Below are 21025 nucleotides of genomic sequence, written 5' to 3' on the forward strand. Positions count from 1 at the left end.
TCGTCTGCTACCGACAGTTCGGAGCGTCGACCGACACGTTGGTTCGGCGATACCCCGTCGTCACTCGAGCAGGTCGGCCACCGTCGCCTCGAGCGCCCGCGCCGCTTCCCGAACGGCGTCGACGCGGACGTACTCCCGCGGCGCGTGCGCGACGGCACCCTCGTCGTCCGCCAAAACGCCGGGTCCGAAGACGACTGTGGGGGCGTCCGCCGCGAAATAAGAGGCCTCCGTCGCCGCAGTAAACGGTCGTACGTCGCCGCCGGCCGCGTCCGCGAGGACGTCGACGACCGCCGCGTCGGGGTCGGTCTCCCAGGCCTCGAGGAACGGCGTCGGCCGGTCGGTAAACCGGAACTCGAGCCCGACGTCGTCGGGAACGGCGGCCCGGAGGCGGGCCGTCAGGGAGTCGCGGAACTCCGCGGCCGTCTCCGGCGGCACGCTCCGCCGGTCGACCGTCAGCGCGCAGTCGGCCGGCACCTGATTGGTCGCGTCGCCGCCCTCGACGACGGTCGGGGTCAGCGTCGCCGCGCCGAGTTGGGGATGAATCGGCGGCGCGTCCGCGCGGTCCCCGAAGGTCCTGATCGCCTCGAGAACGCCCTCGAGGGCGGCGACGGCGTTCGTTCCGGTCTCGGGTTCGGCCGCGTGGGCGTTCGTCCCGGTCAGGTGGATCGTCCCCTGAAACCGTCCCTTGGCGGCCGTACAGACGTCGAGATCGGTCGGTTCGCCGACGATCACCGCGTCCGCGTCTCGCGTGGGCGACTCGTCGCTCGAGACGAGCGCGTACGCTCCCGTCGAGAGCACCTCCTCGTCGGGCGTGATCGCGAGCGTGACGCGGCCGTCGGTCGGTTCGACCGCGAAGAACGCGGAGAGCAGGGCCGCGAGCGGTCCCTTCGCGTCGCAGGAGCCGCGACCGCGGACGACGGGTCCCCCGTCGGCTTCGGCGGCGTCCTCGTCGCGCTCGTAGGGGACGTGCGGCGAGACCGTGTCGATGTGGGTGTTCAAGACGACGTGCGTCTCCGCCTCGCGTTGCGGGACGCCGCGGCTCGCGAGCACGTTCCCGGCGTCGTCGACGCGGGGGTCGATTCCGCGGGTCTCGAGCGTCTCGCAGAGGTGCTCGCGCATCGATCCCACGTCCTCGTGGGAGGGGTGCTGGACGGCCGTCTCGAGGAAAGTGATCGGATCGAACGCGCCGTCGTCACCGTCGGTCTCGTCCGCAGAGTCGGTGCCAGTCACGGTTCGACCGGCGACTCGACGGCTACCTCGCCGTCGAACTCGTGTTCGACGGGGCCGGCGAGCGTCGGCCGCCCGCGGTCGTTGAAACTCACGCGCAGGTCGCCGCCCGGCGGGCTGACGTCGACCGGATCCGCGTCGGTGAGGCCGAGGCGGCGCGCTGTGACTGCGATGGCGACCGCACCGGTGCCACAGGAGTCGGTTTCGCCCTCGACGCCGCGCTCGTAGGTGCGCTGACGGAAGCCGCCCGACCCGTCGGGGCTCGCCACGCAGACGTTCGTTCCCCTCGGGAAGGCGTCCGCGTAGCGAACCGGCGGCGCGACCTCCTCGAGGTCGACGTCGTCGACGTCGTCGACGAAACTCACGGCGTGGGGCACGCCAGTGTTGACGACCGAGACCTCGAGCCCCTCGATCTCCTCCCGGAGGACCGGCTCGTCGGCCAGGACCGGAACCTCCTCGGGGTCGAAGGTGAGGCCGGTCATTTCGATGACGACGTCCTCGCCGTCGCGGTCGGCGCGCAGGGTCCCCGCCTGCGTGTCGATCATCACGCTGTCGGTGCCCGTCCGCTCCATGGCCCACTCTGCGGCACAGCGAGCGCCGTTGCCGCACATCGGTGCGGTCGAGCCGTCGGGCTGGACCAGCGTCATCACGACGCGGGGCGGGTTGAACTTCTCCTCGAGGGCGAGAAAGAGGATCCCGTCGGCACCGACGCCGGAGTCGCGGTCGCACTCGCGTTCCGCGAGCATACTCCGATCGGGAACGGATTCGTCCGCGTGGATAATTAGAAAGTCGTTGCCGGTGCCGTGGTACTTCTGGAATGGAACAGTCATCGTGCTATCGTACTGGGTCGTTGTCCGTGTCGGTCGCTCGGGGATGGTCGTTCTTTCGGTTGCCGCGCGAGCCGCTCCGGGCTCCGCGCTCCGGCCGCGTCACGTCGTCGACGGTCTCTCGACGCCGCGAGAGTCGAACGTCGCCGTCTTCGAGGACGACGGATGCGGGTCGCGGGCGGGAGTTGTACTGGTTCGCCATCTCGTAGCCGTAGGCCCCCGCGTTGCCGATCCCGAGGACATCCTCACGTTTGCTAACTGGTAGTTCGCGCTCGGTACAGAAAACGTCGCCGCTCTCGCAGATCGGTCCGGCGACGGTCTGTGGGACGATCTCGCGCTCTGGGGAACCGCCGTCCGACTCCGCCGTCAAATTCCGGATCGGGTGGTACGCGCCGTACATCGCGGGCCGGATCAACGTCGTCATTCCCGCGTCGACGCCGACGACGGTCGTGTCTCGGGCGTCCTTGACGGTGTTCACGTCCGTGAGAAGCACCCCCGCGTCGGCGACGAAGTAGCGGCCGGGCTCGATCGTCAATCGCGCGTCGATCTCGCCGATCGCGTCTCGAGTGGCGGCCGCGACGGACGCGAGGTCCAGCGGGTCCTCGTCCTCGCGGTAGGGGACGCCGAAGCCGCCGCCGACGTCGACGAGCTCGAGGTCACCGACGGCCCCTTCGACGTCTCTGGCGAGGTCACCCATTCGCGCGACGAACTCCCGGTGAGCGTCGAGCTGGTCGCTCGAGACGCCCGAGCCGACGTGGGCGTGGATCCCGACGATGTCGAAGCCGCGGTCGGCGGCGTCGGTGAGTACGTCGACCGCGCGCTCGGCCGGAACGCCGAACTTCGCGGCAGCGCCGGTCCGCACCTTCTCGTGGTGGCCGGCACCGATACCGGGGTTGACCCGCAGACAGAGCCGGCCGTCGTAGCCCCGATCCGCGAGGCGGTCGATCGTGTCCTCGGAGCCCGCGGTGACCGTCAGCTCCGGGTGCTCGTTCCAGGCGTCGACGATCCAGTCGAGGTCGCCCGCGGGCGGATTCACGGCGGTGTAGTGGACCTCCGACCCCGACGCGCCCGCCTCGAGCGCGCGCTGTACTTCCCCGGCAGAGGCACACTCGAGGCCCGCGCCTTCCTCTCGGAGCGTCGAAAGCACGTCGCCCAGCGCGTTCGCCTTCACCGCGTACAGGATATCGGCGTCGGGAAAGACGGCCTCGAGTCGACGGTAGTTTTCCCGGACGCGCTCGAGGTCGAGGACGTACAGCGGCGAGCCGTAGTCGTCGACCAGGGACTCGAGTTCGGCCGGGTCCCAGTCGGCGAGGCGGCGGACGGGCGGCGAAGCCCTCACGTCAGTCATTATCGTGTTCAGGTGGCCGTGAGAATTCAACGTTTGGGTTTCGGTCGTCACTCTCGCTGCCGCTGTCGGCTACAATGGGTTGTAGAACACGCCGTGCATCACCTGCACCCAAATACACCACCCATAGGTTAGAAAACAACCATTATTTCCCCGGGTTGCAGATGTGGAATAGATGGCACCAGATCGTCTCCTCCCATCACTTCGCCATGACCTCGTTTTCGCCGTCGTTGCGCTCGGACTCCTCACTGCCCCCCTGTGGGTCGCCCACCTGCCGGTAGGGGAACGGACGTATCACTACGAGCGGGTCGAAGTGGTACCCAACGGAACGGACATCGAATACGGAACCGACACCGACCGATTTCCCGGGCCCATCAGCGACGAAATCGCGTGTGCACCCGCAGGTTCCTTAGAGGTCCGTCCCTGTGCGCTCGAGCAACTAGTCCTCGACAACGAGACCATCCCGACGGAGGTCTACTCCAGCCATCCGGGTCCGACTCGGCTCCCGGTGACGACCGAAGAACGTTACCAATACGTCCGCATCGACGGCTCCATCTACGAACCGACGTACGTCGCCAATGATTCGGAACAGCGGGGAGATGGCATGTATCGCGTCGATCTGACCCTGAATCGGACTGCGCCAGATCGGGCACTGGAGTCCGTGAGCCGCCGCGTGACATCGGACGATCTGTCACCGACCGTCGTCGAAGCCGCACGGAGCGGCGACGCTCGAGCGCACCGCGAGGCGGACGTTCCGGAGACGCCGATCCGACTCGAGGACGGGACGTACTACCGCGTGTATCTGACCGAATACGGCGACTCATCGGCGGTGTCGAGCGGTATCTATTTCGTACTGCGGTATATCGCCCCACTGGCAGGACTCATTATAGCTCTCGACATCTGGCAGCGCATCGAGGTGACCCACACGGGCGCGACGGACGCCGCTACCGAGTTCGACACGGAATAGTGACAGCAGTCCACACGGAAAGCGGACCGCAACGAAAGCAGCTACTCCCGCAGCGCGTCCTCGCGCTCGGTCGCCTCGAGCGTCTCCGTCTCCAGATCCGTCGCGACGACGGCGGGTTTGTACGCGCCGCCGTCGAAGAGGTCGTGGTCGCTGATCGAGGACTCGACGAAGCGGGTGAACGCGCGCCGGTCGGCGGGCAGTTCGCCGTAGATGACCTCCTCCTCGACGAGGTCGTAGACGGGGATGCGCGGCGTCAGCAGCGTGTTCTCCCCGACGACGCTGTTTTCGCCGACGACGAAGCCGCTGGTGACGCGACAGCCCGCGCCCAGCGAGACGTTGTCCTCGACGATGACCGGCGCGTCCTCGACCGGCTCGAGCACGCCCCCGATGAGCGTGTTCGCGCCGAGTTTGACGTTGTCGCAGATCTGGGCGCAGGAGCCCACCGTATCGCAGGAGTCGACGAGCGTACCGTCGCCGACGCGAGCGCCGATGTTGACGAACGCGGGACTCATCAGGATGCAGTCGGAGCCGATGTTCGCGCCGCGACGGACGACGGTGCCGTCGGGCGTGTTGCGACTCCCGCGAGCGCCGTAGTCGCTCGCGTCCGCGAGCGGCAGGACGTCGTTGTACGTGACGCCGCCGTGTTCGTACTGGCCGATCTCGCGGAGGCCGAAGTTGAGCAGGATTCCCTGCTTGACCCACTCGTTGGCCTCCCACTCGCCGCCCCGTTTCTCGGCGGCGCGGACCTCGCCCTCCTCGAGGGCGTCGAGGAATGCGTCGAGGGTCGCGTACGCGTCCTCGCCCGCGGTTTCGGCGTCGATCTCGCCCGTTTGTTTGCGGTCCCACAGCTCGTCGATTTCGGTCTCGAGTGCGCTCATTCTGCGATCACGTCCGAAAACTCGTACCAGCCTGCCTTCTGTCCGGCGATCCAGACCGCCGCATCGACCGCGCCCGCGGCGAATACGCCGCGGTCCTCCGCGCGGTGAGTCAGTCGAACCTCCTCGTGGTTGCCCGCGAGGACGATCTCGTGTTCGCCCGTCACGTCGCCCGCCCGGAGCGCGTGGACGCCGATCTCGCCGTCCTCGCGGGGCGCTTCGCCCTCGCGGCCGTGCGTGCGCTCGGTGAAGTCGCCGTTCGCTTCGATCTCCTCGAGCAGGCGGTTCGCCGTCCCGCTCGGAGCGTCGCGCTTTCCGTTGTGGTGGGTCTCGACGAGCTCGACGTCGTAGCCCGGCAGGTGCTGGACGGCCTCGCCGACGACGTTGACCAGCGCCTGGACGCCGCGGGCGAAGTTCGGCGCGTGGAGGACGGGGACGTCCTCGCTCGCCTCCTCGAGGGCTTCGAACTCATCGTCGTCGAACCCGGTCGTGCCGGTGACGAAGGCGACGCCGGCGTCGGCACACGCCAGCGCGTAGTCGGCGGCCGACTCCGGCCCGGTGAAGTCGATCACGACGGCCGGTTCGCGATCGACGACGAGCGAGTCGAACTCGCTCGCGGGTTCGATTTCAACGCCGGCGATCGTCTCGTCGCCCGGCTCCCGGTTGACCGCGAAGACGACCTCGCAGTCCTCCCGTCCCGCCGCAGCGGCGATGACTTCCCGCCCCATCCGGCCCGTAGCGCCGGTGACGCCGATCCGCGTCGTCATCGATCACCCTCCGCCGCGTCGGCGAGTTCGGTCGTGTCGCGCTCGAGGTCGGCGAGCACCGCCTCGAGGTCGGCGCGGTACTCGTCTGCCAGCCGGGAAAGCGGCGAGCGCAGTCGGGCGGGGCCATAGCCGCGGATCTGCATGGCTTCCTTGACCGGAATCGGGTTGGTCTCGACGAAGAGTTCGCGGACCAGCGGGCCGAGTTCGTGGTGGAGGTCCCGTGCGCGCTCGTAGTCGCCGTCGAGCGCCGCGCCGACCATCGCGCAGGTCCGTTCTGGCTCGATGTTCGCCGAGACGCTGATCGTTCCGGTGCCGCCGACGGAGATGACGGGCAGGGTGAGCGCGTCGTCACCCGAGAGGACCGCGAACTCCTCCGCCGCCGTGCGCTCGGCGATCTCGCCGATCTGGCCGAGGTCGCCGCTGGCAGCCTTGAAACCCGCGATGTTCTCGTGGCTCGCGAGTTCGACTGCCGTGTCGGGCTCGATGTTCCGGCCCGTCCGCGAGGGCACGTTGTAGACGATCTGTGGCAGATCGACGGCGTCCGCGATCGTCCGGTAGTGTTCGATCAGGCCGCGCTGCTCGGGCTTGTTGTAGTACGGCGAGATGAGCAGGAGGCCGTCCGCACCGGCGTCGGCGGCGCGTTCGGACAGCTCGAGCGCCTCGCGCGTGTTGTTCGAGCCGGTGCCCGCGATGACGGGGACGTCGTCGACGGCGTCGATGACCGCCTCGACGACTTGGACGTGTTCGTCGTGGGTCAGGGTCGCCGATTCGCCGGTCGAGCCGACGGGGACGAGCCCGTCGACGCCCGCCGCCTCGAGGCGCTGGGCGTCCGCCTGCAGTGTTTCGAAGTCGATACGTTCGTCGTCGTCGAAGGGCGTGCACATCGCCGGAAAGACGCCCGAAAGGTCGATATCTGAACTCATGGGTTTGGTATGCGTTGGGTCGTGTGTCGGTCCCCAATCGGTAGGGTGTATCGGTTCCGATCGGTGGACCAGCAGTAGTCAGCCGCGCGGTAATCGCCGCGTGCGGTCGGATCGTACCCGAAACGGGGTGCCAGCCTGCCACGAGCACACTCACACGCGTTTGCGTTTCGGAAAACGAGGGCAGACGCCGCTCACGACGGGACCACCGGTCGAGCGAGCGACGTGGCGCATACGCCAGAGAGGGAACCGAACCGACTTATCCGTTGTGTCTTCGCTCGACGCGAACCCCTAATTGTGATACCCAGTGACGTACAATTCCACGTCATTTATCCCCAGTCGTTACTTACTACTCCCGATGACAGATTTCGGATTGAAAGTGCGAATGGCGGTCGTCGGATCGATCCTGTTCGCGTTCTACATGCTCGTCGGGGCCTTCGGCCTGGCGATGTTTGGCCTCAGCGCGTGGCCCCTCGTCCTCCTGGGGCTGCTCGTGTTACCGGTCATCCAGTACAAGATCGGGACGTGGTCGGCGACCAGACGGGCCGAGGAGATGCCCGAAGACGGCCAGTATCAGGAGATCCATCAGATGACCGACTCGCTGTGTCGGGACATGGGCATCAAAAAACCCAAACTGATGGTCATGGACATGGGCGTCCCCAACGCCTTCGCCACCGGGCGGAAGGGCAACGGCGTCGTCGTCGTCTCGACGGAGCTCATCCGGCTCCTCCAGCGCGACGAACTCGAGGGCGTGATCGCCCACGAACTCGCCCACATCAAGAACCGCGACGTCCTGGCGATGGTCGTCGGGAGTTCCGTCGCGATGATGGTTGGATGGGTCGCGTACATGGTCTACATCATGAGCAGCGAGCGCGGTATCGGCGGTATCATCGTCGGGATGATCATCTCGAACATCGCACAGATGCTCGTGATGGTCTTCGTCCTCGCCATCTCGCGATACCGCGAGTACGTCGCCGACGAGGACGCCCGCCAGTACATCGGCAGCGGCGACCCGCTCGCTCGTGCCCTCGAAAAGATCTCGCAGGGCTCGCAGGGACGGGAGTCACAGCTCGACGACAGCATGAGCGCGCTGTGTATCTTCAACTCGGAGAAGGGGCTCCTGCAGACGCTGTTCGCGACGCACCCGCCGACCGAAAAGCGCATCCAGAAGCTCCGGAACTGAGGACTGACCGGCGACTGACCGGCGGTCGGTGATGCCACCGAGTCGAACGCCGCGATTTTTTATGGTGGCCCCCGCCATTCTAACCCATGACGGAAATTCATCCCGGTCAGCGCGTCGCCGTCCTCGTCGACGCCCAGAACCTGTACCACACCGCACAGAGCTTGCACAGCCGGAATATCGACTACTCCGCGCTGCTCGAGAAGGCCGTTCAGGACCGCCAGCTCACGCGCGCGATCTCGTACGTGATCCGCGCGGACTCTCCCGAGGAGGAGAGCTTCTTCGATGCGCTGGTCGACATCGGCTTCGAGCCGAAGATCAAAGACATCAAAACGTTCTCCGACGGCACGAAGAAGGCCGACTGGGACGTCGGGATGAGCCTCGACGCGGTGACGTTAGCGAATCACGTCGACACCATCGTCCTCTGTACGGGCGACGGCGACTTCTCGCGGCTCTGCTCGCACCTGCGCCACGAGGGCGTGCGCGTCGAAGTGATGGCCTTCGAGTCCTCGACGGCCGAGGAGCTCATCGAAGCGGCCGATTCGTTCCTCGATCTCGGCGATCGAGGCGAGACGTTCCTGCTCTGAGCGCTCGCCGTGAATCCGGTGCGCTCCGATCGAGTCCGGGCTCGAGAAGGGAGCAGTTCGGCGTCGGGGTACAGTAGCCGCGACTCGGTGCGAACGTGATCGCACGGCAGCCGTGCGTCGAGCGTTGACGGAATCAGTTCTTTCCGTAGCTCGGCTGCCGGCGCTGCGAGAGGCCGATTACCAGTGCATACCCCGTGACGAGCAGGATCGCGGCCGTCAGGAGATAGACGAACGGCCCCGTGACGAGCGTGGCCGGACCGGCGAGCGTCAGGGTGCCGAGAACGAGCAGGGCGACCCCGAGACCGATTTGCGTGACGTCCATGCGATGCCGGTAGTACTGAATCAACTGTTATAACGTTCACCATCTTGTTCCGCTCAATACGCGGCCACATGTCGTGTAAGTAGAACTACCGCTCCGGCGGACGAGCGACGGCAGTCCCCCGGTCCGGAGCGCTGTCGGCGTCGATCCGCGCAGCCAGGTCGAAGGGCTTTCGACCCGTCGCATCGAATCCCGGTCAATGAGCGAGTCAGCAGACGGGAGCGCGGGGTTGCCACAGCTCCGAACCATCGCGGACTACCAGTTCGGATCGGGAGCGGGCGCGGCGCTGTTCCCGCCCGACGAATCGCTGACGGTCAAACGAACGACGTCGGGACGGCCACAACAGATCCACGCCGAGGCGGGCCGAATCGTCTCCTTCGGCACCGACGGCCGGTTCACGCTCGGACTCGAGGGCGGCCGTCGGCTCGAGACCGCGCTCGCCCATCCCGCCTATCGCGTCGTCGTCGACGACGAGAGCGAGCCGTTCGTTCGCGAGGAAAAGAACGTCTTCGCGAAGTTCGTCCTCGAGGTGGGCGACGAAATCAGGCCGGGCGACGAAGTGCTGGTCGTCCACGAGCGCGGCGAGTTGCTCGCGGTCGGGACGGCGCGGCTCGACGCCGGCGCGATTCGGGACTTCGAAACGGGAATGGCGGTGAACGTCCGCGAGGGGTCGTCCAACGGCGCGTGAGTCGTCGCCCAGGCTACGGCAGGCTCGGTTTCTCTCCCGTCCGGTTCGCACGTCGAAAACGCCAATCGGGTGTTCGGGCGTTTGACATGGACTATTAGTGACGCGAACGCGAGTGATACGTACGGATGCTACAGAAACCGGATCTGAGCGGCCAGACCGCATTTATAACGGGCACCACACGGGGGATCGGAAAGCAACTCGCGCTCGCGTTCGCCGAACAGGGCTGTAACGTCGTCTCGACGGGCAAGACCGTCGACGACTCGGACTCGGACCTCGAGGGAACGATTCACGAGACGGCCGAGGAGTGCGCCGAGAAGGGCGTCGACGCGCACGCGATCCAGTTGAACGTGCGCGACGAGGACAGCGTCGATGCGGCCGTCGAGGAGGCGATCGACGAGATGGGCGAGATAAACATCGTCGTCAACAACGCCTCGGCCATCCAGATGGGGAACGTCGAGGACATTCCGGCCAACCGGTACGACCTCCTGAACGAGGTCAACGTGCGCGGCACCTACCTCGTCTCCCGAGGGTTCGTCAATCACCTCAGAGAGACCGACGAGGACGCCTGGATCCTGACGAACGCGCCGCCGGTCGAGATCGACCGCGCGCCGGGGAAGGCGGCTTACTCTTGGTCGAAGATGGGGATGTCGTTCGTCACGCTGTCGCTGGCCCAAGAGCTGGCAGACGACGATATCGGCTGTAACTCCTTCTGGCCGGTGACCGCCATCGATACGCGCGCGACCCGCTACTTCGAGATGGGGACCGAAGACGACTGGCGCACGCCGGAGATCGTCTCCGATACCGTCCTCGAAATCCTGAATCGCGACCCGGCCGAGTTCACCGGGAACCACATCTACGACGAGGATTTCCTCCGCGAGGCCGGCGTCGAGGACTTCGCGCAGTATAACCTCACCGAGGGAGATCCGGCGCCGATGTCCGCACAGATCTTCGATCCGGACTACTCGCGGTGACGGGTCGCGTCCGAGCCCGATGAGGGATCGCCGGTCTCCGCTGGCCGCCGCCAGCGACTCCCGAGCGCCGAACACATCCCGCAGACGTCGGATCGTCGCTCCTCGAGGAACGACAAAGTAAAAGGTCGCCCGCGGCGACGTGCCGAGTATGTTTGGAGGAGGCGGCGGCGGACTCAACCCGCGCAAGATGGAACAGATGATGGAACAGATGGGCATCGACGTCGAGGACATCGACGCCGAAGAAGTCATCATCCGGACCGACGAGTACGACCTCGTGTTCGACGACGCCGAGGTCACCAAGATGGACGCCCGCGGGCAGGAGACCTACCAGGTCATCGGCACGCCCGAAGAGGTCGAGGCCGGCTCGGCCGGCGGCAGCGCCGGTGGCGCTGACGACGGGACCGACGCGGACTCGTCGATCCCCGACGAGGACGTCGAACTCGTCGCCACGCGCGCCGGCGTGGGCGAAGACGAGGCCCGCGAGGCCCTCGAGGACGCGGACGGCGATCTCGCCGCAGCAGTCGAGTCCCTCGAGTGAGCGGCAACGACACGGCGGACGACGCTGACGCGGCCGAGGGCGAGAGCGGTCGCGTCCCTGTCTTGCTCGTCCGCGGCGACCGCGAATATCTCGTCGCACCCGGCGGCGAACAGGGGACCGACCTCGGCGTGCTCGAGGTCCCCGAAGACGTCCAGTCGGGCGACACGCTCGAGACGCATCTGGGCGACGAGTTTCAGGTGCGCCGACTGCGCGGCCCGGACCTCTTTCATCACTTCGAGCGGACCGGTGCGCCGATGGTCCCCCGCGACATCGGGCTGGTGATCGGCGAAACCGGCATCGCCCAGGGCGACCGCGTGCTCGACGCCGGGACCGGAACCGGCGTCCTCGCGGCCCTGATGGGTCGCGCCGGTGCCGAGGTCGTGACTTACGAACGGGACGCCGACTTCGCCGACGTCGCCCGCGAGAACATGGCGCTCGGCGGCGTCTCGGATTCCGTCGACGTTCGAACCGGTAACGTACTCGAGGAGATCGACGACCTCGAGCCGTCGTCGTTCGACGTCCTCACGCTCGATACGGCCGACGCGCCCGCGATGGTCGAGCACGCGCCGGACCTGCTCGTCGACGGCGGGTTCGTGGCGGTCTACAGCCCGTTCATCGAGTCGACGCGCGAGGTATCCAAAACGGCCCGCGAGGTCGGCCTCTCGAACGTGACGACTCGAGAGACGATCCAACGCGAGATGCAGTTCGACGAGCGCGGGTCGCGGCCGTCGACCGCTCCCGTCGGTCACACCGGCTATCTGACCATCGCGCGCAACGAGTAGCGCGGGTTCTGTTCGCTCGAGCGCGTCGACGCTCAACGAGACGATCTTTCAGCCAGTTCTGACTTGGATTCACCAGTGACTCGAGAGAGCGGTGGCCGGAAGCGGACTCCGAGCAACGCGAGGAGTCCGCGATCCGGGGGAGGGCAGGCCGTCACCCAAAACTGACCGCGAGCGAACGAAGTGAGCGAGCGGGCCGACGACCGATGTGGAAGGCGCTCTCGAGCGCCTGGAACGGAGGGAGGAGTGCTTTTGATCGAAATTTTGCCGAGGGCCAGCTCTGCTGGCCCGCAGAGCAAAATTTCGTTAGTTGTCGTCCTCGCGCCACTTGTGCTCGCACTCGGTGCAAATGAAAAAGCGGGTCTCGGACTCGTCGGCCGAGCGGATCTGTTGCATGTACCAGTGGGCGCGGTCGTTGCCGCACTCGGGGCAGATGGCGTCGGTCTCGGGAAGGGACGTCTCGCCGGAGGACTCGATGATCTCGCCGACTTCCTGATCGTCGGTGACGGTGTACTGGGCCGCATCGCCTTTCGGCTCCGTGTAGCCGCAGCTGCCACACTCCCAGACGCCGTCCTCGGCTTTCATCATCGAACCGCATTCGTCGCAGAATTCCATCGTTGTCCGGGCTACGGAGGTCGAGCGACTTAAGAGACCTGTTTAGGCTCGCCGAGCGGTCGCGGGAGCTGCTCCGTCTCGAGGAGGCTACCCCTCGCCCTCGGACTGATACGGCTCGCCGACGGCTTCCCGCGGGAGGACGTTGTGGAGTTCCGCCCGGAGGTCGTCGATCGATTCGAAGCGGTCGCGCTCGCTCCGTTCGACGAGTGCACCCAGATTCCGCTCGCCGTCGGCGAGGAGGAGCGTGACGTCCTCGAGTTCCGCGGCGGCGTCGTCCTGCGAAATCGGGTACTCGAGGTCGGCGAAGACGGAGTCGATCCGACTGAGTTTGATTTCGGACATGGATGGGACGACGCGGCGGACCGGCTTGTAGCTCTGCGACGGTCGGACGTACTGTCACGGAGTCCGACATTTCGGTTCGAAACTATAATCGGCCGGGATAACACAGATAGGGTCGATGCGGGAAGTCCTCGATCGGGTCGTCGCGCCGTTCGCCGTCGATCGACGGGTACTCGCGCTGGCGGGGGCCCGGATGGCGGACGGGATCGGGAACTCGTTTCTGATCATCGTCATCCCGCTGTACGTGACCAGCGGCGTCGTGAGCGGAACGGCGTTCGGGCTGGGGGAATCGATGATCATCGGGCTGATCCTCTCCCTCTTCGGCTTCCTCAACAGCAGCGTACAGCCGTTTACCGGGCGGCTGTCGGACCGGGTGGGAAAGCGAAAGCCGTTCATTCTGATCGGGCTCGCCGGCCTCGCGACGACGAACATCGCCTACGTGTTCGCGGAGACGTACGTTTCCTTGCTCGTCATTCGCGGGCTCCAGGGCGTCAGCGTCGCCTTCATCATTCCGGCGTCGATCGCGCTCGTCAACGAGCTCGCGACGACCGGGGATCGGGGCGGGAACATGGGCGTCTACAACACGTTTCGACTGATCGGATTCGGAGCCGGTCCGGTGGTCGCCGGTGCGGTCGTGAGTCGCGGCCCGTACCCGCTCCCGAGCGGGGTGACGCTCAACGGGTTCGATGCGGCCTTCTGGATCGCGACGATCACGGCGACGATCAGCTACGGGATGGTGACGGTGCTCGTCTCCGATCCCGAATCGACGGTGGCGAACGCCGGTGCCGATCTCTCGATCCCGATCCGCGATCGAGCGGGACCGAACGCCCTCGATCCCGTCTTCACGCTCGGACTCGCGTCGCTGTTCATGGCGACCGCGATCGCGCTGTTCGCGACGATCCAGCCGCAGGTCAACGCCCGCCTCGAGCAGGGGGCGACCTGGTTCGGGCTGCAGTTCGCGGCCTTCATCATCGCGCAGGTGGCGCTGCAGACGCCGATCGGGCGTGCGTGCGACCGGTACGGCCGTCGGCCGTTCATCGTCACCGGGATGGCGTTGCTGATCCCGACGACGCTCGTGCAGGGGTTCGTGCTGTCGTCGGAGCTCATGTTTCTCGCACGGTTGAGTCAGGGGATCGCGGCGGCGATGGTGTTCGCCCCGTCGCTCGCGCTCGCCGGTGATCTGGCGGGCGCGGGCGAATCCGGATCGAAGCTGTCGGTGCTCACGATGGCATTCGGCTACGGGATCGCGCTCGGGCCCCTCTCCTCGGGCGTGCTGGTGAGCTACGGCTTCAGGGTCCCGTTCGTTTTCGGGACGTGTCTCGCAGTCCTCGGGACGATCCTCGTCTACACGCAGATCGAGGAGACGCTCGAGACGACGTCACCGGTGCCCGTCGTCGGAGACGATTGAACTCGAGCGAGGGTCACTTCTTTGTGATCCGGCCGAGTCGACGGACGCATGCAGTTCGGTTTCGACGAGCGCCGGGATGGAAGCGCTGAGGAGGGAGGCGAATCGTGACGGCGGACCACGGCGACGACTCGATTCGTCCGTTCGAGGTCGCGGTCGATAGAGACGACGTATCCGATCTTCGAACGCGGTTGGAACGGACGCGCTGGCCGGATCAACTCCCCGATGCGGGCTGGGAGTACGGAGCCGAGTTGACGTATCTCCAGGACGTCTGCGAGTATTGGCGCGAGGACTTCGACTGGGCCGCCTTCGAGGATCGGCTCAACGAATTCGAGCAGTACGTGACGGAGATCGACGGCCAGCGGCTCCACTTCTATCACGTGCGCTCGCCCGAGCCGGACGCGACGCCGCTCGTCTTGAGCCACGGCTGGCCGGGCTCGGTCGCGGAGTTCCTCGACGTTCTCGGGCCGCTCGCGGATCCGGCGGCCCACGGCGGCGACCCGGCGGACGCGTTCCACGTCGTCGCCCCGTCTCTCCCGGGGTTCGGCTTCTCCGGCCCGACCAGCGAGCGAGGGTACGACGTGCCGCGGGTGGCCGACGACGTCGCCGAACTGATGGATAGACTCGGCTACGATCGGTACGTCGCACAGGGCGGCGACTGGGGCGCGCTGGTCACCGCCCTGCTGGGCGCGAACTACCCCGATCGCGTCGACGCGATCCACACGAACATGCTCTTTCTGAACCCGTCCTCGCTCGAGGCCGAAGACCCGACGGAGCTCCTCGACGAACAGGGGTGGGCCGACTACGAGGCCACCGCCGAGTTCCGCGACGGGGAGACCGCGTACCACGAGATCCAGGCGACGAAACCGCAGAGCCTGGCGTACGGACTCAGCGACTCGCCGGCCGGGCTCGCGGGGTGGATCCTCGAGAAGTTCCGCACCTGGAGCGACTGCGACGGCGATCTCGATTCCCACGTCGATCGCGACCGGCTGCTCGACAATCTCAGCGTCTACTGGCTCACGGGGACGATCAACTCCTCGATGCGGCTCTACTACGAGACCGACGTGGGCGCGGCGACGCCGGACGCCGTCGACGTGCCCACCGGCCACGCCCGCTATCCGGCGGAGGTGTACAGGACGCCTCGCGCCTGGGCGGCGGAGGTCTACGATATCCGTCACTGGAACGAGATGCCCGCGGGCGGCCACTTCGCGGCGATGGAAGTGCCGGAGCCGTTCGTCGACGACCTGCGGACGTTCGTCGGTGAATTCGGCTGAGGAGCCGTCGGCAGGCGACCAGTGTCGCAGTGTGACGCAACGCAAAAGTACCGGATCCGCATACCGTTCGACGATGACGCTCTCGGAGGAGGCCAAGGACCGGTTGGCGGACGTGGTGGAGCTACAGCCGACGAAGAATTCCGAGCTCCAGGACCGATGGGAGATGGACAGCGGCAGCGAGGTCCACCAGTACCTCGAGAACGAACTCGGCGACTACTACTTCCGGGACGACAACAGCCTGATCCGGGCGACCGCGGAGGCGGCCGACCTGGTCGACGTCGAGCCGGGACTGGTCAGCGATCCCGACGACGACGGCGTGCCCTCGAAGATTCGGGTCCCCGAATTACAGGCGCGGATCGTCGCGGTGCTGGCCGGCCCCGACGAGAGATCCGAGAGCGTCGTCTCGGTACTGCACAAGCTCCGGGACGAGTACGACGTCGATCCCGAGGCCGAAGACGTCCGCTCGGGCCTCCAGAGCCTGCGCCGCAAGGGCGTCGTCGAGGTCGAGTACCGCACCGTCCCGACGTTCCGGCTGACCGTCGAGCGCGACGACCTCGAGGTCGCCGTCTCCGACTGACTACCGAGGTTTTTCCGCGAGTGGTTCGGCGCAGGAGAACCCGACGCGGAAAAACGTCGATGAAAAAGGCCGACGGCTCGGCCTTCGGTCTCGCCGTCGGTGAACCGCTCGCTTCGCTCGCGGATGCTTACCGCGAGCTACTGGCGCGCTTGACCCCCGGTCGCCGTCGCCGCCGGCGCTCCTCGAGAATCCGCTGAACCCGTTTTCCGGGGCCGCCCTCGATCGGCCAGCCGCGAGTGCGCCAGGCCGGCGGCTCGGGTTCGAACTCACCACAGGAGCCGGCACACTCGGCCGCCGTCTGGCAGCGCCCCTTCGCGGCGCAGTAGGGCACCGCCTGACTCGCGTCGCGGGCGCGCAACTCGAAGCCCCGGCAGTCGGGGCGCATCGTCTCGACGAACGAGCGCCAGCCGCGTTCGTAGGCGCGCTCGGCGATCGCGAGTCGCTTGTCGGCTTTCCAGTCGGGATCGACGGACTCGAACTGGGCGGCGGAGCTGTCCCGAGTCCCGCCGTCGGGCCGGTCGAGGATCCGCGTCCCCGGCTCGTCGGCTCCGAGCGTGCGCGGGTGCCACGCGACGTCGGCGGTCAGGGCCGCGGGCTCGAGCGCGAGGATCCCCGCCTCGACCGGCAGGTCCTCGAAGAGGGCGGGTTCGACGCGGTCGCCGGTTTGTCGGGTCGCGACCCAGACCTCGTCGGCCAGCCCCATCGCGACGTCGTACTCGAGTTGCGAGCCGAGCGCGCGGGCCGCGCTGGCGTCGAGATCCGGTTTGTTCTCGATCGCGACGATGCGCTCGAGCCAGTCGGGATAGGGCCACTTCCGTCGGATCTCGATTCGATTGCCGTTCTTGCGGGTCTCGAGGATCCCCCGGTCGTCGGCGCGGTGGATCGCCTCGCGGACGTACCGCCAGGGGTAGCCGGGATGTGGCAGGACGTCGCGGTAGTAGGCCCACTCTGCGGGGGCGTTGCGGACGACGTGGAGGAGGTCGCTGTCGAGCCGCTCGAGGCCGAAGTTCGCGCGCCGGCGGAGGGCCTCGGGGTCGCACTCGAGGACGATGGTGTCCCAGCGGCGGCGCTTCGTGCCGAGCTGGCGGGCGACGACGATCGCAGTGTCGTCGCTCGTGGGCTCGCCGGCCGGGGGCCACTCGAGTTCGGCCCACCGGCAGGCTCGGAGCTCGAACTCGAATTCGCTCTCGGGGTCCCGAGTCACTGTCCTCCGTAGGGTCAGGGCCGATATGTGTGTGACGGTGTGGGCGTCCGTTTCCGACGCCCGCTACTGAACGTATCGGGACCGGGGATCAGTAACAGCGAAAAAAGGTCGATCGTTTCGAATCCGGGTTCAGACGGACGCGGACGCCGTGGCCGGCTGTGACGTAGCGCTCGCGCTGACTTTGGCGAACGCGTTGCCGAACATGCGGAAGATCGCGACGTTCGCGTAGAACCCGACGAACGGGACGAGTACCACGCCGATGACGGTGGCCGCCAGAATCGAATTGACGATCGTGAGGGCGAGGGCAACTCCCAACGGGAAGAGCGTCGCCAGCAGATAGTCGACGCTCAGCAGGACGGGCTTGATCGCGCCGACGTCGAACGCAGCGCCGATCGTGCCCTCGCGGGCGTAGTTAGTCAGCGCCGCGGGAACGATGTAGTAGATCAGCAATACGAGGGGAATGCTCGCGAATATCGTCACGAACCCGAGGCCAGCGAGGAGACCGCCACCGTCCCCGCCGATTCCGATACCGACGCCGATCAACCCGAACACGACGACGGAATAGACGACCGTCGGAACGATCGCGTACGCCAGTCCGATCACCGTCCCGATGACTCCCTTCACGAAGAGGTCTCCCCACTCGTCGAACTCCGGCGGTTCGTCGTCTCCCGCGACCGTCTTCTCGAGCACTCGGACCCAGTATCCCATCAGAAGGAACACGGGGAACAGCAGCACGGAAAGGAATCCGAGCACGCCGCCGATGAGTATTCGTCCGACCCAGTCGCCTCGAACCGGATACGACAGTCCGTCTTCTAACATGTTATTTCCACCACACGCCGAGAACTCAGTCGAGGATATAAGCTCTTGTGTCTGACAGATCATATTTTTGTTAATATAACGTAGCGTGCCACTCTGATTATCACCTCAAGTTGCGTATTTTTCATCAGTGTGACGGAGCGATCACGAGTCCTGATCCGAAGCCGGTTCACGGACGGGACCTGCACCGAGAGTCGTCACTAGAGGTGTCACCGACGAACAGCGGCTAGCGGCGGTCGTCAGAGAGAACGCGCCGCCGCTGATCGCTTCGGGAGGTGGGTGAGGGGACTATTCCTCGTCTTCCTCCTCGCGTTCGTCCAAGAACTCGTGGGCGTCCTCGAGGATCTCTCGGGGGCCGTCCTGCGTGACGGTGTTAATCGCCTGCTCGTAATCGCGCCACTGGAGGTCGCGATGCTCGTTGGACAGTTCCGCGCTGGCCTCGAACGACTTCGCGATGAAGAGGTGAACGGTCTTGTGGATCGTCTTGCCGTTCGCCTCGAAGACGTAGTCGTAGTCCTTGCGGAAGCCGTCGAGTAGTCTGAACTGTTCGATACCTGCCTCTTCCGTTACTTCGCGGATCGCCGTCTGCTGAAGTTCTTCATCTCCTTCGACACCGCCCTTGGGAAACTCCCAATCGCCTGGGCGGCTCTTGAGTAGAAGATACTCGCGCCGGCCCCGCGTATCGCGGAAGAGGATCGCGCCTGCGCTCGTAGCTTCGACTGCCATTAAGTGGACTAATAGATGCGACGTTAAGAGAATATCGGACTGTTCGTCCAACGTACACTGATTCCGACTCGGATTTTCGTGCCGTCGTCGGCCAGTCGACTGCAGTCGTTTACTGACAGTGACTGGTATCGTCGCATCTCAGCAAGTTTTTACGCGCACACCGTGGACCTATTCGACACCACCAGCCATGACCTTCGTCACCCGTCTCACGCTCCAGAGCGGCGATCGCGCCGCGCTCGATGGTATCGTCGAGGACATCAAAGCCAACGCCGAACGGAAGGGAGCGGCGCTGAAAGGGCCCCACTCTCACCCGCCGGAGAAGCTCTCCGTCCCCCAGCGCTGTCGGCTCCACGCCGACGACGACCGACAGTTCTCCTCGTGGGAGTACACCGTCTTCACCCGCGAACTCGAGATTCACGGCCACGACAGCCTCGCGCGCAACATCGCCTCGCAGAGCTTCCCCGACTCGGTCCACATCGAGGCCGAAGTCGAACAGATCCACGGCGCGGGTCGCGGGAACTGAGAGCGGCTCGAGCGCGCAGCTTCCGATTGCGAATCCGCCGTTGGGCTTCTCATACCGTCGACGAACGTTGCTGCGATCGCCGGCGGAGAAGCGACTCGGGACCGTACCGACGAACCGGATCGGCGGTCGATTCCGCGCGAACCCAGCAGCAGGGCTTTTTACTGTTCCCGACGAGGACGAAATATGACCGCAGACGACCTGGTTTCGTTGCGTCGAGATCTCCACCGAAAACCCGAACCCGCCTGGCGCGAGTTCTACACGACCGCACGGATCGTCGACGAGCTCGAGTCCCGACTCGGCGACGACCTCGCAGCCCTCCACGTCGGCCCGGACGCCATCGCGGGCGACCATCGGATGGCAGTCCCCGACGACGCTGACCTCACTCACTGGTACGAACAGGCCCGAAACGCGGGCGTCGACGAGGCGACTCTCGAGCGACTCGAGGGCGGCTACACGGGCGCGGTCGCCGTCCTCGAGCGCGGCGAGGGACCCACGGTCGGTCTCCGGGTCGACATCGACGGCCTCCCGCGGCGGGAATCCGACGATGCCGTCCACCAGCCCGTCGCCGAGGGCTTTCGGTCCGAACACGACGGTGCGATGCACGCCTGCGGCCACGACGCCCACGCGACGATCGGAATCGGCGTCCTCGAGCGAATCGTCGAGAGCGACTTCGCGGGCACGCTGAAGGTGTTCTTCCAGCCCGCCGAGGAAGTCGTCGGCGGCGGGAAGTCGATGGCCGAGAGCGAACACATCCGGGACGTCGACGCCCTGCTCGCGGTCCACATCGGGCTCGACCACCCCACCGGCGAGATCGTCGCCGGAATCGACGGCTTTCTGGCGGTGTCGCACCTCGAGGCGGAGTTCACGGGCGAGTCGGCTCACGCGGGCGGCCACCCGGAGCAGGGGCGCAACGCCGTCCAGGCGATGGCGACGGCCGTCCAGAACCTCTACGGGATCCCCCGCCACAACGACGGTGCGACGCGGGTCAACGCGGGCGTCGTCGAGGGGGGCAGCGCGGCGAACGTGATCCCCGACGAGGCCAGCATCGTCGCCGAGGTTCGGGGCGAGACGACCGAGCTGATGGAGTATATGAAACGACGGAGCCGACAGGTCCTCCGGAGCGCCGCCGAGATGCACGACTGCGAGGTGTCGATCGAGACCGGGGCCGAGGCACCCAGCGCGACCAGCGACGGGGACCTCGTCTCGATCGTGGCCGACGCGGCGAGCGACACCGCGGGCGTCGACCGCGTCCTCGAGCGCGACGAACTCGGCGGTAGCGAGGACGCGACGTTCCTGATGAAGGAAGTCCAGGAGCGCGGCGGGGTGGCCTGCTACGTCGGCGTCGGCACCGACCACCCGGGCGGCCACCACACCGCGACGTTCGACGTCGACGAGGCGAGCATCGGCCACGGGATCGACGTGCTGGCGGGAGCGATCGAGCGAGTGGGACGGAGCGCGAACTGATCGGCCGCGTCCCGGAAACCCGAACCGTGTTAGTAATCGAACCGAAACCAACGGCACGATGTCCGGTCGATCGTCGGGAGAGGATCGTCGAC

Annotated in this window: 24 protein-coding genes; 12 read left to right on the forward strand and 12 right to left on the reverse strand. The window is 66.4% G+C overall.

Annotation, left to right across the window (positions count from 1 at the left end; translation table 11 throughout):
* Positions 1-60 precede the first annotated feature (60 nt).
* The 3 genes from NDI89_RS08440 to lysA are packed head-to-tail and all read right to left on the reverse strand — an operon-like array spanning position 61 to position 3402.
* On the reverse strand, positions 61-1230 hold the full coding sequence (locus NDI89_RS08440) for a M20 family metallopeptidase (protein WP_277521089.1): 1170 nt from the start codon (positions 1228-1230) through the stop codon (positions 61-63).
* The gene (dapF, locus tag NDI89_RS08445) at positions 1227-2057 is read right to left on the reverse strand and encodes a diaminopimelate epimerase (protein WP_277521090.1); all 831 of its coding nucleotides are present in this window, start codon (positions 2055-2057) and stop codon (positions 1227-1229) included. Before dapF ends, NDI89_RS08440 begins: the two co-directional genes overlap by 4 nt.
* 4 nt (positions 2058-2061) lie before the next feature.
* Entirely contained in the window at positions 2062-3402 is a 1341-nt protein-coding gene (gene lysA / locus NDI89_RS08450; RefSeq protein WP_277521091.1) for a diaminopimelate decarboxylase, read from the reverse strand.
* A gap of 172 nt (positions 3403-3574) precedes the next feature.
* Between lysA and NDI89_RS08455 the strand changes: the two genes are divergently transcribed.
* Complete coding sequence (locus NDI89_RS08455; RefSeq protein WP_277521092.1) at positions 3575-4366, forward strand: DUF8127 domain-containing protein; 792 nt, start codon at positions 3575-3577, stop codon at positions 4364-4366.
* A gap of 41 nt (positions 4367-4407) precedes the next feature.
* On the opposite strand, the gene NDI89_RS08460 is transcribed toward NDI89_RS08455, so the two are convergent.
* From NDI89_RS08460 to dapA, 3 genes are read right to left on the reverse strand one after another with little or no spacing between them, the layout of a single operon-like run.
* Positions 4408-5244: a 2,3,4,5-tetrahydropyridine-2,6-dicarboxylate N-succinyltransferase gene (locus tag NDI89_RS08460; protein WP_277521093.1), complete on the reverse strand. Its 837-nt coding sequence runs from the start codon at positions 5242-5244 to the stop codon at positions 4408-4410.
* Positions 5241-6008, reverse strand: a complete 768-nt coding sequence (dapB, locus tag NDI89_RS08465; protein WP_277521094.1) for a 4-hydroxy-tetrahydrodipicolinate reductase — start codon at positions 6006-6008, stop codon at positions 5241-5243. The genes NDI89_RS08460 and dapB overlap by 4 nt, the downstream gene beginning before the upstream one ends.
* Positions 6005-6931 carry a 4-hydroxy-tetrahydrodipicolinate synthase gene (dapA, locus tag NDI89_RS08470; RefSeq protein WP_277521095.1) on the reverse strand — a complete coding sequence of 309 codons (927 nt, stop codon included), beginning with the start codon at positions 6929-6931 and terminating at the stop codon, positions 6005-6007. Before dapA ends, dapB begins: the two co-directional genes overlap by 4 nt.
* Before the next feature lie 355 nt (positions 6932-7286).
* Here dapA and NDI89_RS08475 point away from each other — a divergent pair, with 355 nt between their 5' ends.
* Together NDI89_RS08475 and NDI89_RS08480 are read left to right on the forward strand one after the other, a co-directional pair.
* Positions 7287-8111 (forward strand): M48 family metallopeptidase, encoded by an 825-nt coding sequence (locus NDI89_RS08475; protein ID WP_277521096.1) that lies wholly within the window; start codon positions 7287-7289, stop codon positions 8109-8111.
* Positions 8112-8197: 86 nt separating this feature from the next.
* Entirely contained in the window at positions 8198-8695 is a 498-nt protein-coding gene (locus tag NDI89_RS08480; RefSeq protein ID WP_226005433.1) for a LabA-like NYN domain-containing protein, read from the forward strand.
* A 133-nt stretch (positions 8696-8828) separates the two neighbouring features.
* Here NDI89_RS08480 and NDI89_RS08485 read toward each other — a convergent pair whose 3' ends face one another.
* Entirely contained in the window at positions 8829-9017 is a 189-nt protein-coding gene (locus tag NDI89_RS08485; RefSeq protein ID WP_277521097.1) for a hypothetical protein, read from the reverse strand.
* 196 nt (positions 9018-9213) lie between these two features.
* Between NDI89_RS08485 and NDI89_RS08490 the strand changes: the two genes are divergently transcribed.
* The 4 genes from NDI89_RS08490 to NDI89_RS08505 all read left to right on the forward strand — a co-directional run bounded on the left by NDI89_RS08490 (position 9214) and on the right by NDI89_RS08505 (position 11993).
* Positions 9214-9702, forward strand: a complete 489-nt coding sequence (locus NDI89_RS08490) for a PUA domain-containing protein (RefSeq protein ID WP_277521098.1) — start codon at positions 9214-9216, stop codon at positions 9700-9702.
* Positions 9703-9827: 125 nt separating this feature from the next.
* Positions 9828-10673: an SDR family oxidoreductase gene (locus NDI89_RS08495; RefSeq protein ID WP_277521099.1), complete on the forward strand. Its 846-nt coding sequence runs from the start codon at positions 9828-9830 to the stop codon at positions 10671-10673.
* 148 nt (positions 10674-10821) lie between these two features.
* A complete protein-coding gene (locus NDI89_RS08500; RefSeq protein ID WP_277521100.1) occupies positions 10822-11211 on the forward strand; it encodes a nascent polypeptide-associated complex protein in 390 nt (129 codons plus the stop codon).
* Positions 11208-11993 (forward strand): methyltransferase domain-containing protein, encoded by a 786-nt coding sequence (locus tag NDI89_RS08505; RefSeq protein WP_277521101.1) that lies wholly within the window; start codon positions 11208-11210, stop codon positions 11991-11993. The genes NDI89_RS08500 and NDI89_RS08505 overlap by 4 nt, the downstream gene beginning before the upstream one ends.
* A 303-nt stretch (positions 11994-12296) precedes the next feature.
* Here the strand turns inward: NDI89_RS08505 and NDI89_RS08510 are convergent, their stop codons facing one another.
* On the reverse strand, positions 12297-12605 hold the full coding sequence (locus NDI89_RS08510) for a transcription factor S (RefSeq protein ID WP_277521102.1): 309 nt from the start codon (positions 12603-12605) through the stop codon (positions 12297-12299).
* Positions 12606-12692: 87 nt separating this feature from the next.
* Positions 12693-12947, reverse strand: a complete 255-nt coding sequence (locus tag NDI89_RS08515) for a DUF5789 family protein (protein WP_277521103.1) — start codon at positions 12945-12947, stop codon at positions 12693-12695.
* A 115-nt stretch (positions 12948-13062) separates the two neighbouring features.
* Here NDI89_RS08515 and NDI89_RS08520 point away from each other — a divergent pair, with 115 nt between their 5' ends.
* From NDI89_RS08520 to NDI89_RS08530, 3 genes are all read left to right on the forward strand, one after another.
* The gene (locus NDI89_RS08520; protein WP_277521104.1) at positions 13063-14352 is read left to right on the forward strand and encodes an MFS transporter; all 1290 of its coding nucleotides are present in this window, start codon (positions 13063-13065) and stop codon (positions 14350-14352) included.
* Positions 14353-14456: 104 nt separating this feature from the next.
* Complete coding sequence (locus NDI89_RS08525) at positions 14457-15623, forward strand: epoxide hydrolase family protein (RefSeq protein ID WP_277521105.1); 1167 nt, start codon at positions 14457-14459, stop codon at positions 15621-15623.
* A 73-nt stretch (positions 15624-15696) separates the two neighbouring features.
* Complete coding sequence (locus tag NDI89_RS08530; RefSeq protein ID WP_277521106.1) at positions 15697-16200, forward strand: DUF5797 family protein; 504 nt, start codon at positions 15697-15699, stop codon at positions 16198-16200.
* A gap of 127 nt (positions 16201-16327) precedes the next feature.
* Here the strand turns inward: NDI89_RS08530 and NDI89_RS08535 are convergent, their stop codons facing one another.
* The 3 genes from NDI89_RS08535 to NDI89_RS08545 form a co-directional block, all read right to left on the reverse strand.
* Positions 16328-17404 (reverse strand): DUF5787 family protein, encoded by a 1077-nt coding sequence (locus NDI89_RS08535; RefSeq protein WP_277521107.1) that lies wholly within the window; start codon positions 17402-17404, stop codon positions 16328-16330.
* A 129-nt stretch (positions 17405-17533) separates the two neighbouring features.
* Complete coding sequence (locus NDI89_RS08540; protein ID WP_277521108.1) at positions 17534-18223, reverse strand: DUF4013 domain-containing protein; 690 nt, start codon at positions 18221-18223, stop codon at positions 17534-17536.
* Between the two features lie 285 nt (positions 18224-18508).
* Positions 18509-18946 carry a bis(5'-nucleosyl)-tetraphosphatase gene (locus NDI89_RS08545; RefSeq protein ID WP_277521109.1) on the reverse strand — a complete coding sequence of 146 codons (438 nt, stop codon included), beginning with the start codon at positions 18944-18946 and terminating at the stop codon, positions 18509-18511.
* 187 nt (positions 18947-19133) lie between these two features.
* On the opposite strand from NDI89_RS08545, the gene NDI89_RS08550 reads away from it, so the two are divergent.
* Together NDI89_RS08550 and NDI89_RS08555 are read left to right on the forward strand one after the other, a co-directional pair.
* Entirely contained in the window at positions 19134-19469 is a 336-nt protein-coding gene (locus NDI89_RS08550; RefSeq protein ID WP_226005419.1) for an uS10/mL48 family ribosomal protein, read from the forward strand.
* A gap of 183 nt (positions 19470-19652) precedes the next feature.
* Complete coding sequence (locus NDI89_RS08555) at positions 19653-20933, forward strand: amidohydrolase (RefSeq protein ID WP_277521110.1); 1281 nt, start codon at positions 19653-19655, stop codon at positions 20931-20933.
* The last annotated feature ends 92 nt before the right edge of the window (positions 20934-21025 follow it).

Source organism: Natrinema salsiterrestre, assembly GCF_029502005.1.
Classification (GTDB): Archaea; Halobacteriota; Halobacteria; order Halobacteriales; family Natrialbaceae; genus Natrinema; species Natrinema salsiterrestre.